Here is a 14066-nt window from a genome sequence, read left to right as displayed (position 1 = left end):
GTTGTTTAGCTGCGCGTTTGTTGTTTGCGGGACGGCCGCAGATATCCACGCCGGTAATTCGTGCCGGGCGAGGCTCGTTGAACTCGGGTACGCCATTAGCACGTACCGGCGTGAATTGGTAGGTGCACTTCTGCCGGTCTTCTAAGGCGGGTTCGGAGTTTTTGTCCATTGGGCTGCACTTGAGCAACCGGGATCGTTGGGGGCGCAGCTCGTAGGTCGCCAGCTCTACAGGGGCTTGAACTGGCGGTATATTTTTCGCATTTCCCTTTGTCGGCAACCGCTGGCAAAGGGTTGATCGTCGTGGGTACTGGTGGGTTAACGGGAGGGTGGGGCAAATGTCATTTGTGAGTGTGATGCCGGAGATGGTGGTTGCGGCGGCTTCGGATTTGTCGGGAATCAATTCGGCGATAGCCCAGGCGAATTCGGTTGCTGCGGCAGCGACAACAACGGTATTGTCGGCCGCCGCCGATGAGGTGTCGGCGGCGATCGCGGCCTTGTTCGGCACCCACGCACAGCAATACCAGGCGATCAGTGCAGAGTTGGCGGCTTTCCATGACCGATTCGCGCAAAGCCTGAACACCGGCGCCGGTTCGTATCTGCGGGCCGAGGCGGCCAATGCCGAGCAGGGTTTGCTGGGGTTGGTGAATGCCCCCACCCAGGCGCTGTTTGGACGTCCGCTGATCGGAGACGGCGCCAACGGGGCGCCCGGTAGTGGCCAAGCCGGTGGAGCCGGTTGGTTGCTGTACGGAAACGGTGGTGCCGGCGGCTCAGGCGGGGTGGGTCAAGCCGGCGGGGCCGCTGGAGCCGCGGGGTTGATCGGCTCCGGCGGGGCGGGCGGCGCGGGTGGCGCGGGCGGTGCTGGTGGAGCTGGCGGTGCCGGCGGCTGGCTCTACGGCAATGGTGGCGCCGGCGGGGTGGGCGGTGCCGGCGCGGTCGGTGGGGCCGGTGGCAACACCTGGCTCTGGGGTAATGGGGGTGCCGGCGGAAGCGGTGGTGTGGGCAGCGGCTCTGGCGGTGCCGGTGGTTCCGGTGGCTGGCTGTATGGCAACGGCGGCGCGGGTGGGACCGGTGGGGTCGCTGACGGCGTGGGTGAGGGCGGCGGCAATGGCGGGGCCGGTGGGTGGCTGTTCAGCGCTCACGGTGCCGGCGGCGTCGGCGGCGCCGGCGGCACCGGCGGGACTCCCGGTGATGGAGGCGGCGGCGCGCACGGCTCCATGGCGGTGAACCCGGGTGCTGGATTTGGGACCGGCGGCAACGGCGGAAACGGCGGTGACCCCGGCGCCGGCGGCGCGGGCGGGACCGGCGGTTCCGGCGCTGGCGGCAGTCGCGCCGCGACGGGCGCGACCGGATCCACCCCGAGCAGCGGTGGCAACGGCGGCGCCGGCGGTGCTGGTGCGGACTCGATCACTACCGGCGGCGCCGGCGGAATTGGGGGAGTCGGTGGGACCGGCGGTGATGGTTCGGTCGGTGTCGATGCCGCTGGCGCGGGCCAGGATGGCGGTGTCGGCGGAGCCGGTGGTGCCGGTGGCGCCGGCGGCGCCGGCGGTGAGGGTGGTGCCGGCGGTCACGCGTTGGCGGCCGGCTATGCCGACGGTAGCCAGGGGGCGGGCGGGGCCGGCGGTGCCGGCGGGATTGGTGGTGACGGTGCGGCCGGAGGCAAAGGCGCCGAGGGCGCGGCGGCCGCCGGTGCTGGCGCGGATGGCAATGATGGCGGCAATGGTGGCCGAGGTGGAGCCGGCGGTCGTGGCGGTGATGGTGGTGTAGGCGGGCCGGACCGGAGGGCCAGACCGGGATGCAAGGCGTCGGTGGCGCCGGCGGCGATGGAGGTCTGGGCGGACAGGCCGGCAACGGTAGCGACGGGGCCGACGCCATTGTCGGCGGTGGCAAGGGCGGCGACGGTGGTGACGGCGGCGACCCAGGTCTTGGAGGCGCTGGCGGGCAGGGCGGCGCCGGCTCGACCGCGGGGATGGAAGGTCTCACCGCCGGCGATGACGGGCCGGGTCACGGCGGCGATGGCGGGGCCGGCGGCGACGGTGCGGCCGCTGTCACCACCGGCAGCGCCGGCGGTGATGGCGGGGCCGGCGGCGACGGCGGTCTGGTCGGTGACGGTGGTGTCGGCGGGAACGGTAGCCCCGGCATCACGTTCATCAGCCCGGGTGGGCTCTCCGGCACCGATGGCGGTGCCGGGAGCATCGGCGGAACTGGCGGTGCCGGCGGTGCCGGCGGCCTGCACGCCGGTGATGGTGGTGCCGGTGGTATCGGTGGAACCGGAGGCGACGGAGGCCACGGCGGCAGCGGGTCGGCGGGCGCCGATGCCACCGTAGCTGGCGCGGCCGGTCAAACCGGTGGTGACGGCGGAGATGGCGGGGCCGGCGGGGCCGGTGGTGCCGGTGGGCTGGCGCAGGCGACTGGATACCTCGACGGCAGTCATGGTTCCGGCGGTGCCGGCGGGCAGGCAGGCAACGCCGGAGACGGCGGCAACGGCGGTGACGCAGGCGTTGGAGGCAGTGGCGGCCTCGGCGGCGACAGCGGCAATGGCACCCACGCCGCCAACGGTGCATCTGCGGGCGCATACGGAACCGGAGGTGACGGTGGTGCTGGCGGCGACGGCGCCGACGCCACCGCTGCGGGTCAGGCCGGCGGCGCCGGCGGTGACGGCGGGGTGGTCGGCGATGGTGGTGTTGGCGGTAACGGTGGTGATGGCAAGGCCGGCGTTGACGGCACCTCGGCCGTGACTTTCGGGGCCTCGGGTGCTGACGGTGGTGACGGCGGTGCTGGTGGCGCCGGCGGTGCTGGTGGTGATGGCGGGGCCGTTGCCGGTGACGGTGGCCGCAGCGGTGCTGGTGGCGACGGCGCGATGGGCGGGAACGGCGGTAACGGCTTCGACGGACTTCACGGCACCACCCCAGGTGCGAATGGCCAATACGGCGGAGCTGGCGGCAATGCCGGCGCAGGCGGGCTCGGTGGGGAAGGCGGTGCCGGCTCAACCTCGGGCGCATCGGGACTTGACGGCAGCCAGGCCGCGGGCGGCGACGGCGGCAACGGTGGCTTCGGTGGAACCGGTGGCCTCTTCGAGGCCGCAGGGTCCGGCGGCGCGGGTGGCGTGGGCGGAGATGGCTCCCAAGGTGGCGACGGCGGGGACGGCGGGGCCGGCGGCAGCTCTCCTGGCGCTACGGGAGGCTGGGGCGGCCAGGGCGGTCTCGGCGGCGTAGGAACGGCCGGGGTTGGCGGCCACGGAGGAGACGGAGGCGACGCCGGTGACTCCGGCAGCTCCGCCTTTGGTGTGGGCAGCCCGGGTGGGGGCGGCGGTCAGGGCGGCTTTGGTGTCGCCGGCGGCGGAGACGGCGGCGACGGCGGGAACGGCGGGGCCGGCGGGTTTGGCCAGAATGGAGGTCCCGGCGGCAGGGGCGGGTTGGGCGGCACCGGCGGCAACGGTGGGAACGGCTCCCAACCGCCTTTCGGTTCCACTCCGGCCGGCAGCGGCGGTGACGGCGGAAATGGCGGTGACGGCGGGTCGAGCGGGTTCGTTAGCGGCCAGTCGGGAACCGACGGCCAAGACGGCGGCGACCCCAGCGGACAGTTTGGTGGAACCGGCGGAGCCGGCGGAAGCGGCGGTGCCGGCGCCGGCACGTGATCACCACGCGCGTCGGCATCAACCACTTCAGTATCTTTGACCCCACCTAGCGGGTCTGTGCATCCGGGACGACGGCACGATCGCGCTCGGTTTGGTCGGCCTGCCATCGAGGCACCTCAGCACGCCATGAGGACATTGCGCCGGAAACCCGCAGCAGGCACACGGAGTGAGGAAGGTAGACATGTTCACGATTGCCGCAGTTCTCGTTGCGGTGGTCGGCGGCTTCGTCCAAAGCTGGCGCAGCAAGGACCGACTGGCCGCCGACGTTCACATGGTGTGGTGGATGGTGGCAGTAGTGGGGTTCAACTCACTGTTGGGAGCCGGCTTTCACGTCCTTGATGGCCCGCACATCGCCACATTGATCGAATACACCCGCGGCGACGGCGGCTTCCAGTGGGAGAACGCCATGGGTGACCTGGCGATCGGCGTGGTGGGGATCATGGCGTACTGGTTTCGAGGCCACTTCTGGCTGGCAACGATCGTGGTGCTCAGCGTGCAATACCTCGGCGATGCCGCCGGCCACATCTATTTCTGGATAGCTGAGCACAACGTCGAGCCGGACAACATCGGGGTTCCGCTGTGGATCGACGTTGTGCTACCCATCATCGTGTGGGCGCTGTATGTCGGGTCGCGGCGACACGGTGGTGACGCGGTGCCCGACCGGCCGGTAGTCCGGTAGGCCGGTAGGTCGCACCCAACCTTTTCCGGCAAGCCCCGCGTGGGCAATTGTGCATTGCAATTGGTGGGCGCATTGGTTGGGGGGATTTTGCCCTTGGCCGCCCGTAACCCGAGCAGCAACCATGGCGCGGTGTTGTGTCGCCTGACACGGCTTTGACGTATCGGTGACCGCTGGCCAGGGGCGGGTTGCGGGAAGGTGCGAGATGTCTTTTGTGGGTGTGGCTCCCGAAATGGTGGCGGTCGCGGCATCGGATTTGGAGCGGTTGGGGTCGACGATCAGCGCGGCCAATGTGGCGGCGGCGGGGTCGACCACGACCATATTGGCCGCCGGCGCCGACGAGGTATCTGCGGTGATCGCGGCGTTGTTCGGTACGCACGCGCTGGAGTACCAGGCGATCAGCACGCAGCTTTCGGTCTTTCATGAGCAGTTTGTGCAGACGCTGACCAACGGCGTCGGCGCCTATTCGGCCGCCGAACTGGTCAACGTGTTGCCGCTGCAGAACGTCGAGCAAGACCTGCTGAACCTGGTCAATGCTCCCACTCAGGCATTGTTCGGGCGGCCGCTGATCGGCAATGGCGCTGACGGGGCCGCAGGGACCGGGCAGGCCGGTGCGGCCGGCGGCATCTTGTGGGGCAATGGCGGTAGCGGCGGCTCGGGTGCGGCGGGCCAGGCCGGCGGTGCCGGTGGCGCGGCGGGCTTGATCGGCAACGGCGGCGCCGGTGGTGCCAGTGGGTTGGTCGGCAACGGGGCGGTCGGTGGTGCCGGTGGTATCGGCACCACCGATGGCGGGGCCGGCGGACAGGGCGGCAACGCCCGGCTATTTGGCACCGGTGGTGTCGGAGGCCACGGCGGTACCGGTGCGGGGTCCGGCAGCGGCGGGGCCGGTGGCGATGGTGGCCTCGGCGGTCTGGTGTACGGCAACGGTGGAGGTGGCGGTGCCGGTGGCGTCGGCGGTGCTGGCGGTGCTGGCATTGTGAGCGTCGCCGCGGGTAGCGGTGGCCATGGCGGCACGGGAGGGGCGGCCGGCCTGTGGGGTGTCGGTGGCCACGGTGGTGACGGAGCCCACGGTGGCGCCGGTGCTTCGGGTGGGGCCGGTGACGCCGGCAGCGGCGGCGGTGACGCCGGTGACGGCGGGGCCGGTGGGCGCGGTGGCTGGTTGGTCGGCGGTGGTGGGGCCGGCGGCTCTGTGGGCTCTGGCGGTAGCGGCGGTGCCGGTGGTTCTGGTGCCAACGCGGTGACTTTGGGCAGTGCGGGCGGCAACGGCGGTAATGGTGGCGACGGAGGCGCCGGTGGGGTTGGTGGCGCCGGCGGCCGGGGCGGGTGGATCAGCTTCTTGAGTGGGCAGGGCGCGGGTGGAGCCGGCGGCGACGGGGGAGCCGGTGGCGGGACCGGCAACGGTGGAGACGGCGCCGCCGGCACGTTCTTTGGCGGCACCGGTGCGGGCGGGAACGGCGGTCACGGGGGTGATCCGGGCAGCGGCGGCGCCGGCGGAGCCGGGGGTGCCGGATCCAGCGCCGGGGCGGCCGGCGCGGGCGGGCTGAGCCCGACCACCGGCGGCAACGGCGGTAATGGCGGTCGTGGTGCGGATGGCTATGGCACCGGCATTTCCGGTGCTTCTGGTGGGGCGGGGGGTGACGGCGGAAGGTATGGCAACGGCGGCGCCGGTGGCGCCGGCGGCGATGGGATGGGGGGTGCGAGCGGTTCTCGATCGTCTTTCCACCCGGACAAGACGGTGGTGGCGGCGGCATCGGCGGGTCCGGCGGCGAAGGCGGCGCCGGTGGGATGGGCGGCGCCATGGCGGGTCACGGCGGAGACGGTGGTGCCGGCGGTCATGGTGGCCAGGGGGGCTCGGGAGGTAGCGGTTCGCGCGGGGCGGACGGGGTCACCGGCCCGAACCCCAACGGTGGCGGCGGCGGTGACGGCGGGGCCGGAGGTGCCGGCGGCCAGGGCGGTAACGGTGGGCTGGCCGGTCATGCGCAGGCGGCCGGATATTCCGACGGTGTCCAAGGCGTGGGCGGGGCCGGCGGGAAAGGTGGTGCCGGAGGGCTCGCGGGTGATGGCGGCACCGGCGCGGCCGGCACGTTTGCCAATGGCGGCAATGGCATCGGTGGCACCGGCGGGGACGGCGGCGACAACGGCGCCGGCGGCGCGGGCGGGACCGGCGGTAGTGGCTCCACCACCGGTACGGACGACGCATCCGGGACCACGACCACATCCGGCGGCAACGGCGGCAACGGCGGGCGCGGCGCCGATTCCGTCATGATCGGCGGCAAGGGCGCTGCCGGCGGAGACGGTGGTGACGGCGGACTGTACGGCAACGGCGGTAAGGGCGGCGACGGCGGCACCGGTCAGGGCGGTATCAGCTTCCTCGCCCCGGGCGGACAAACCGGGGGAGACGGTTCTACCGGTGGGACCGGCGGTACCGGTGGTGCCGGCGGTTCGGGTGGAGCCATGGCCGGCAGGGCGGCGATGGTGGTGACGGCGGCATGGGCGGTGGCGGTGGTGTCGGTGGTAACGGCAGCAACGGCGACCACGGAGTCTCGGGCGGCAACGTCAACGGGGGAACCGGCGGCGATGGCGGCAAAGGCGGGTCCGGCGGGCAGGGCGGTAATGGCGGAGCCGCCGGCAAAGCGTTAGCGGCCTCGTACGCGGATGGAGCCGAGGGTGCGGGGGGAGCCGGCGGCATGGGCGGCACCGGCGGTCTCGCCGGTAACGGCGGTGATGGTGCAGACGCGGCCGCGGGCTCCGCAGGCACTGGCGGCAACGGTGGCCACGGCGGCAATAACGGCGCCGGCGGGGCGGGCGGCAAAGGCGGCACCGGCTTGACTACCGGTGCTGACGGCGCGACCGGGTCCCGCCTGACCGCGGGTGGTAACGGAGGCGACGGCGGAGATGGCGGCAGTGCGGCAACCGCCGGCGCCAAGGGTGGGGCCGGCGGTGTCGGCGGTGACGGGGGAACGGCGCCGCCGGCGGGCAGGGCGGCGGTGGTTCGGCGGGCGGCGCCGGTGTCGCTGGCGTTCAGGACGGTGCGGGTGGCGCGGGCGGCGGGGGCGGCCTGGGCGGTAGCGGTGGCGCCGGTGGCGCCGGCGGCGTCGGTGGGATTGGTGGTCAGGCCCACGCTGGCGGAGCATTCCACGACGGCGATGCCGGCGCCGGCGGCCTTGGCGGCAAGGGCGGAACCGGCGGCACCGGAGGCAAGGGTGGCACCGGCGGCGGCGGAGCCGATGCCACCGTGTTTGAACCCTTCGCCGGCAACGGGGGCCACGGTGGCGCTGGCGGTGGTGGTGGGACCGGTGGTGCCGGTGGGGCCGGCGGTACCAGCGGTGATGGGGTCACTGTGGCCGGGGCAGGCCCCACTGGCGGTACCGGCGCCGGTGGCGCCGGGGGCAATGGCGGCGCGGGTGGCAATGCCGACGGCGGTGGCATCGTCAACCCCGAGTACGGCGACGGAGGCGCCGGCAGTAACGGCTCCAGCGGTGGCGACGGCGGCTCCGGGGGCACCGGCGGCCGCTCCGGCGCCGGCATTTACAACAAGGGTGGTACCGGCGGCGTCGGCGGTGACGGCGGCAACGGCACCAATGGTGCGGGCGGCAAGGGCGGCTCCGGGGGCAACGGCGGCCGCGGGGCTGACGCGTCCCTGTTTGCTGACGCCGGCGATGGTGGTACCGGCGGCGATGGCGGTGACGGCGGTACCGGAACCGCGGGGGCCGGACGCGGTGGCACCGGAGGCGCCGGCGGTGGCGGTGGCACCGGGACAGGAACTCCGCCGCCTTTCGGCACGGGTGCCCCCGGCGGAAGTGGTGGCACCGGCGGCCATGGCGGCGATAGCGGCTTTGGATGGTCCGGCCAGGTCGGCTCTGCGGGCTCCGGTCCCAACGGGGTCATCGGCGGCAGCGGTGGCGACGGCGGAACCGGGGGCGGCTGAACACATTGCGGCAGCAGCGAATTCGTATGTGATGCGATGCCGGTTGCGTGCCATGCCGCGTCGGCCGCCTGAATCTAGTACTCGGAAACGCGCCGAAAAAGTGCAATTATGAGCGGGGTCACAGCTGCCGATGGTTGCGGGCTTGCCGAGTTGGAGGGCCAACATGTCGTATCTGATCGCTGCACCGGACCTATTGATGACAGCGGCGGCAGATGCGGAGGGCATCGCTTCTTCGATCATGGCGGCGAACCTGGCCGCGTTTGCTCCGACCAGTACGTTGATGGCCGCTGCCGGAGACGAAGTGTCGACGGCGATCGCCTCGTTGTTTGCTGGCCACGCTCAGGAGTACCAGCTGCTCAGTGCGCGCGCGGCGGTGTTCTACGAGCAATTTGTGCAGGCGCTGAGTACGGCCAGCGGGGCGTATGCGGCCGCGGAGGCCGCCAATGCCAACCCACTGCAGATCCTCATCGATGACGTTCTGGGTGTGGTCAACGCGCCCACGAACCTGCTGTTGGGGCGTCCGTTGATCGGCGAAGGAGCCAATGGCGCGCCCGGCACCGGCCAAGCCGGTGGGGCCGGCGGCATTCTGTGGGGCAATGGCGGGGCGGGTGGCTCGGGGGCACCGGGCCAGCAGGGAGGGTCTGGCGGAAACGCCGGGCTGATCGGTAACGGCGGCGTCGGCGGCGTCGGGGGCATCGGCGGTGGCGTCGGCGGCGTCGGCGGCACGGGCGGATGGTTGCTGGGCAATGGTGGGACCGGCGGTACGGGAGGGGGGGAACGGGAAACATTGCCGGCGGGGCGGGAGGGTTCGGCGGCAGTGCGCTGTCCTTGTTAGGCAACCCGGGTGCCACCGGTACCCCTGGGGGACACGCCGACGTGCTGTACCTGTCTCAACAACAGGCCCTGGCTCTTTTTCTGTCCGCACCAGATGCGAATTTCCTGTTGATCGGCACCGACGGCACGAACCTGGCCAGCATTCTGGCCGATCCCGCCGGCACCCCGAACTTCCACGCGCTGATGCTGCATAGCGTCACCGCCGCGTCGACGATCTCCGGGCACACCAGCATCTCCAACCCCTCGTGGACGACCATCCAGACCGGAGTGTGGAGCGAGACGGCGGGCGTGTCCAACAACGTCTTCACTCCCTGGACATACGACACCTGGTCGACCGTGTACAACCAGCTCGAGGCCACCTATGGCGACCAGGTCAACACCACCGTCATCGCAAACTGGCCGGTCATTGCCGACATAGCCGGGGCCGGCTCGCACCCGGCCGACAACATCGAGTTCGTCCCGCAGGTCGCCGGTGATACGAACTGGATCGCGACGCAGAACCTGGTCGGCACGAAGACCCAGGCCGCGATTATGGCCGCCGATCCACAACAGGGAAACCTCATCTTCTCGTACTTTGTCGGTGTCGATAACAACGCACATATGTACGGTGGTGATTCGCCGCAATACCAGCTGGCCATTCGGAACATGGACTACAACCTTGGTTCCCAAACCCAAGACGGCGGTGGGAGATTGGGAGCGGTATACAACTGGGAGCAAATGCACCACGAAGAATTCTCCACGCTTGTGCTCACCGACCATGGTGAAACGGGGGCCCAACAGTTCAGTCTCACTCACGGCTTCCAATCGCCGCGTGAGACCGCAACCTTCCTGATCTTCGATCAGGCCTACAACGACGCCCACGATGGATTTATCAACAATTCATGGCAAATCGTCAGCACCACACCAACAATCCTGGACCAATTCCACATTCCTCCGCTGCCGTACATGCAGGGTGCGCCGCTGACGGATCCCAGTTTCGACAGCACCTACGTTGACCCCGGCAACAACCTTTTCAGTGTGCTCAGCGCCGATTTCGCCGCGCAGGGGTATCCGAATATTCCGACCAGCCTGAGGCTGGCGTCACGCACGCTCGTGACCACGATTCCGTTCGTGGTATACGAGCAGGTAGAAAACCTCGTCAATGCGGTGCCCAGCTTCCTGCAGGTACCGGTCTCATGGCTCGGAGTCGGCGTCTACCAGTTGGTGAATATCCCCGCGCAGATTTGGATCCGGCTCACCGGCGTGACCGGCAACGAAATCATTCCGCCGGTTTTCAACCCATTCCTGCCCTAGAGCCGGCCGCGATCACCTATATCCTCGGCGCATGTCCTCGACGATGCGCGGATTGTCCAGGGTGGACGGCTCGAGCATGTTGGGTCCGACGTCGCTGGAGAACACGGTGGCGGCGTTGAGCACCGGCTGGTTGAGGAAGCGCAGCGACGGTGCGTCGGCCGGTACGGCGGGGATGGGCGCGGTGCCACCCCGCCTGGCCAGGGCGAATCCCCAGTCGCCGAAGGTGGGCACGTGGACGTGGTAGGGCGTGACCGCATATCCGGCGGCCTTGATGGTTGAGACGGTGCGCCAGAACGCGGTCGGGGTGGAAATCGGGCTGCCGGCCTGCACCACCATCAAGCCATCGGGGGCCAGGGCGTGGGCGGCAAGCGCATAGAACTCGGCGGAATACAGCCGCCCCAACGCCGGAGTATCCGGATCGGGCAGGTCGACGATGACCGCGTCGAAGCGGCGGGACTGGCCCGAGTCAGTCCCGCGCAGCCATTTCATCGCGTCGCCGATCACCACCTGCACGCGCGGGTCATCCAGCGCACCACCGTTGGCCTCGCGCATGGTGGTGCGCGCCAGCTCGATGACCGCGGGGTCCAGTTCCACCTGCACGATCCGCTCGATGCGGGGCAGGCGCAGCAGTTCACGGGCCGCCAGTCCGTCACCGCCGCCCAGCACCAGCACCGAGCGGGCGCCGTCACCCAGTGCCGGGTAGACCAGGCTTTCGGTGTAGCGGTACTCGTCTCGGGTGGAGAACTGTAGCCCGCCATCGAGGTACAGACGCAGGTCGTTGCCGCGCCGGGTCACCACGATCTCCTGGTAGGAGGTGTGGCGGTAGGCGATGATCGGGTCGGCGTAAAGCTCTTGGCGGCTGGTGGTCTCGATGTCGCGGGCATGGACCAGCAGCGTGACCAGCAGCCCGAGCGCGGCAAGTAGAGAGCACAGCGCCATCGCCAGCTGCCGGGTGGAAACGACCTGACGGAGCAGGAAGATCGACACGACGGCCGCCGCCACCAGGTTGACGATGCCGGTGGCGGCCGCACCGCGGATCATGCCCAGATGCGGCAGCAGGACGAAAGGCCAGACCAGTCCACCGATCAGGGCCCCCAGATAGTCGGCGGCGTTGAGGTTGGCCAGGGTGCGGCCGGTGTCGGCCGCCTCGGCCAACCGGCCGCGCTGCAGGAGCGTCATCAGCAGTGGGACCTCGGCACCGACCAGTCCGCCGATCAGGGCGGTGCCCAGCGCAAGCACCCAGGTCGACCCATCGATGAAGGCGAACGCCACGTAAAGCGCCGCCGCGGACAGCCCGCCGATGATGCCCAGCAGGACTTCGACCGCGATGAAGGCGATGGCCGCGTGCGCCAGCAGCGGTTTGACCAGCAGGGCACCGGCACCCAGCGCGGCGATGTAGCCGGCCACGATCAACGAGGTGGCCACGATGCCGCCACCATCCAGGCTGGTCGACAGCGTGAGCAGTGCGAGTTCGTAGATGATGCCGCACGCCGCACAGGCCGCGACGGCCGCCAGCAGCAGTGCCCGCCAGCGTCCCGAGGCCGTCACGGTCCCGACGGTGTCGGGTGCCAGTGCGTGATCAGTCGCGGTCATGACAGCGCGGCAGCGATCACACCTCCCACCGACAGCAGCATCACCGCGGTGGCAAAGGCTGCCGGATGCAGTTGGGTCGCCTCGATGTGATCCCGAAAGCGGCCCGGCACTGCAATTTCGAGGACTACCAGCGCCGCCCCTTGCAGGGCGACGCCGACGAGCCCGTAGAGCGCGACCCCGAGCAGGCCCTCGCCGAGCTGGTTGGAGCTGGTGAAGATGGCGCTGATGATGACCAGGGCCAGCGCGGCGTACATGGAGCAGGCCAGCACGACCGCGTTGGGGCGACGTTCGACGAACACCAGGGTGCGCAGATTTCCCGGGGTCAGCAGGTTGACCATCACGAAGCCGACGATCAGGATGGCGAAGGCGACCAGGAAGTACAGAACGCTGGCGACCACGCCCCGCAGGAGCGGATCGACGCTGAGGGTGCCGAACTGGACTCCGGCCTGGTTGATGGCCTGGTACATGGCTGTCTCCTTTGCGTGTGCGCCAAGTGGGTCTTACTTGCTGCCGCCCGGGCCGCCGGGGTTGCCGCCCGAACCACCCGACGGAGATCCGGGATAGAACCCGGGGCCGAGAAAGATGTACGAGCCGTGGTTGTATCCGGCGCTGAGGTTTTCGACTTTGATGATGCACGGATGGGTGCCAGCGGGACCGACGCTGACAATGTTGTGCCGGTAGCGCAGGTACTCGGTTTCGCCATAAGACGCACGCGCGGCCGGTGACTTGTATCTGGACAGTGTGTTGGCCACCTGCTTGGGCGATCCTTCGCAGAGGTAGCGCGTTGCGTTGACGTCACGTGATTCTTGCTGATAGTGCGAGGCGATATAGGAGCCGATGTTGCGGTTCAACAGGGATACTCCGAAAACCATGGCCACCAAGGCGGCGACGGCCAGCGCGCTGGCGATGACGAACAACCGGTTGCGGCTCACGGATGCCACCAACTCGTAGTGTGCACGACGGTCCCGCCGGATCCGCCGGGGTGCAGCGGGTACAGATGCCAGGTATGCCAGCGCCAGCCCCTGCCCTCGGGTTCGGCGCTCAGTGCGGTCAACGCGGCCTCGTCGCCGGGAAACACGCCGCCCAGCCAACCGTTGTCGCGGCTGCAACGCTGTCGCAGGTCGTGCGCAAGGCTGCGGAAGCTCGATTCATCGTGCGTCTCGATGCGTGATTGGAGGCGATAGCCGGGCGCCTCGGTGCGCTCGGGAAGGCTTTCACCGTGGCCGCCAACCGCGCAGGAGACCTGTTCGGAAAAGTCGCCGTCGCGGTGCGCCACGGTGATGACGTGTGATGCGCCCAGCACGCCGAGCAGCAACGTACCCCCATCGGGGTGGTCCATCCGGCAGGTGGCCAGCGGCGGCGGCGCGGGCGCGTTGAGCGCAAGCCCAAGGCGCGCCCCGGAAACGTCGGCCGGAACCACGGCGAGCTGATGAAGCGGCACCGATAATCCCTAGTCGGCGGCCGGGGGCGCGGGGTAGACGGTCAGCTCGCCGGTCAGCACGGTCTTACCCGTGGAGATCTCCCACGGCATGTCCGGCGCCCAGCGCTCGAAACCCAGCAGCGCGGACTCGTCGGCACTGACGTAGTCGACATAGTCCATGTCCCCGCCGGCCGGCAGCCCTGTCGTTCCCTCGGTGGTGTAGCCGGCACGTCCCCGCTCCTCTTCCCGGAACGTGACGCCGTCGACCACGTGAACGCCGCTGGGCTGCAACGCAAGATCGGTGCGCTTGGTCCACATCGCGAGCTCCAGCCGCCCCTCATCCTCTTCGACACTGAACCAGATCGGCTCGTCGCCGCCTTCGAGCAGATGCTCCCACCACACGAAGGGGCCCACGCGGAACGTCACCGATCCGCGCACCACATAGTCGACGCCGCCGTAACTGACGATCGCACCCGGGCCCAGTTGCCGTGGGCCGAACTGCGGCATCGCGTTGAAGGCGAGCGGATCTTGGCGCTGGCCGGGTCTGGCTGGTGTCTTGGGCCGCCGCAGCGCCACCGTGAGAACGATGATGGAGGCGATGAATAGCATCACGGCCAGCAGAACCAGCAGAGTTCCCACGCATACCCTCCAGTACCGCGCTGCCGCGAAGTGGTTTGCCAATCACGGC

The 14066-nt window shown here is 70.0% G+C and carries 10 protein-coding genes and 2 pseudogenes; 7 read left to right on the top strand and 5 right to left on the bottom strand.

The features are described from left to right. Positions 1-335 precede the first annotated feature (335 nt). From MMSP_RS29930 to MMSP_RS29615, 7 genes and pseudogenes are all read left to right on the top strand, one after another. A pseudogene (locus tag MMSP_RS29930) lies at positions 336-3634 on the top strand (PE family protein). A gap of 181 nt (positions 3635-3815) precedes the next feature. Beyond that, a complete protein-coding gene (locus MMSP_RS18840; protein ID WP_020787910.1) occupies positions 3816-4313 on the top strand; it encodes a DUF6790 family protein in 498 nt (165 codons plus the stop codon). Positions 4314-4515: 202 nt separating this feature from the next. Next, complete coding sequence (locus MMSP_RS29925; protein WP_369797327.1) at positions 4516-6576, top strand: PE family protein; 2061 nt, start codon at positions 4516-4518, stop codon at positions 6574-6576. Next, positions 6573-6950, top strand: a complete 378-nt coding sequence (locus tag MMSP_RS29920) for a hypothetical protein (protein ID WP_020787908.1) — start codon at positions 6573-6575, stop codon at positions 6948-6950. Before MMSP_RS29925 ends, MMSP_RS29920 begins: the two co-directional genes overlap by 4 nt. Positions 6951-6977: 27 nt before the next feature. Continuing rightward, entirely contained in the window at positions 6978-7139 is a 162-nt protein-coding gene (locus tag MMSP_RS29915; RefSeq protein WP_200861953.1) for a hypothetical protein, read from the top strand. Positions 7140-7545: 406 nt separating this feature from the next. After that, a complete protein-coding gene (locus MMSP_RS29910) occupies positions 7546-8238 on the top strand; it encodes a hypothetical protein (protein ID WP_020787907.1) in 693 nt (230 codons plus the stop codon). 163 nt (positions 8239-8401) lie between these two features. Then, positions 8402-10365: pseudogene (locus MMSP_RS29615) on the top strand (PE domain-containing protein). Positions 10366-10377: 12 nt separating this feature from the next. Here the strand turns inward: MMSP_RS29615 and MMSP_RS18815 are convergent. From MMSP_RS18815 to MMSP_RS18795, 5 genes are read right to left on the bottom strand one after another with little or no spacing between them, the layout of a single operon-like run. After that, complete coding sequence (locus tag MMSP_RS18815) at positions 10378-11958, bottom strand: polyamine aminopropyltransferase (RefSeq protein ID WP_020787904.1); 1581 nt, start codon at positions 11956-11958, stop codon at positions 10378-10380. Further along, complete coding sequence (locus MMSP_RS18810; RefSeq protein WP_011739815.1) at positions 11955-12425, bottom strand: DUF350 domain-containing protein; 471 nt, start codon at positions 12423-12425, stop codon at positions 11955-11957. The genes MMSP_RS18815 and MMSP_RS18810 overlap by 4 nt, the downstream gene beginning before the upstream one ends. 33 nt (positions 12426-12458) lie before the next feature. Next, positions 12459-12890, bottom strand: a complete 432-nt coding sequence (locus MMSP_RS18805; RefSeq protein ID WP_020787903.1) for a DUF4247 domain-containing protein — start codon at positions 12888-12890, stop codon at positions 12459-12461. Continuing rightward, a complete protein-coding gene (locus tag MMSP_RS18800) occupies positions 12887-13399 on the bottom strand; it encodes a DUF2617 family protein (protein WP_012393878.1) in 513 nt (170 codons plus the stop codon). The genes MMSP_RS18805 and MMSP_RS18800 overlap by 4 nt, the downstream gene beginning before the upstream one ends. A 9-nt stretch (positions 13400-13408) precedes the next feature. Further along, a complete protein-coding gene (locus tag MMSP_RS18795) occupies positions 13409-14017 on the bottom strand; it encodes a DUF4178 domain-containing protein (protein ID WP_020787902.1) in 609 nt (202 codons plus the stop codon). Between the last annotated feature and the right edge of the window lie 49 nt (positions 14018-14066).

This window comes from Mycobacterium sp. 012931 (genome assembly GCF_000419295.1).
Taxonomy (GTDB): domain Bacteria; phylum Actinomycetota; class Actinomycetes; order Mycobacteriales; family Mycobacteriaceae; genus Mycobacterium; species Mycobacterium marinum.
Note: the sequence above shows the minus strand (reverse complement) of the source record. Positions and strands in the feature narration are given on the sequence as shown.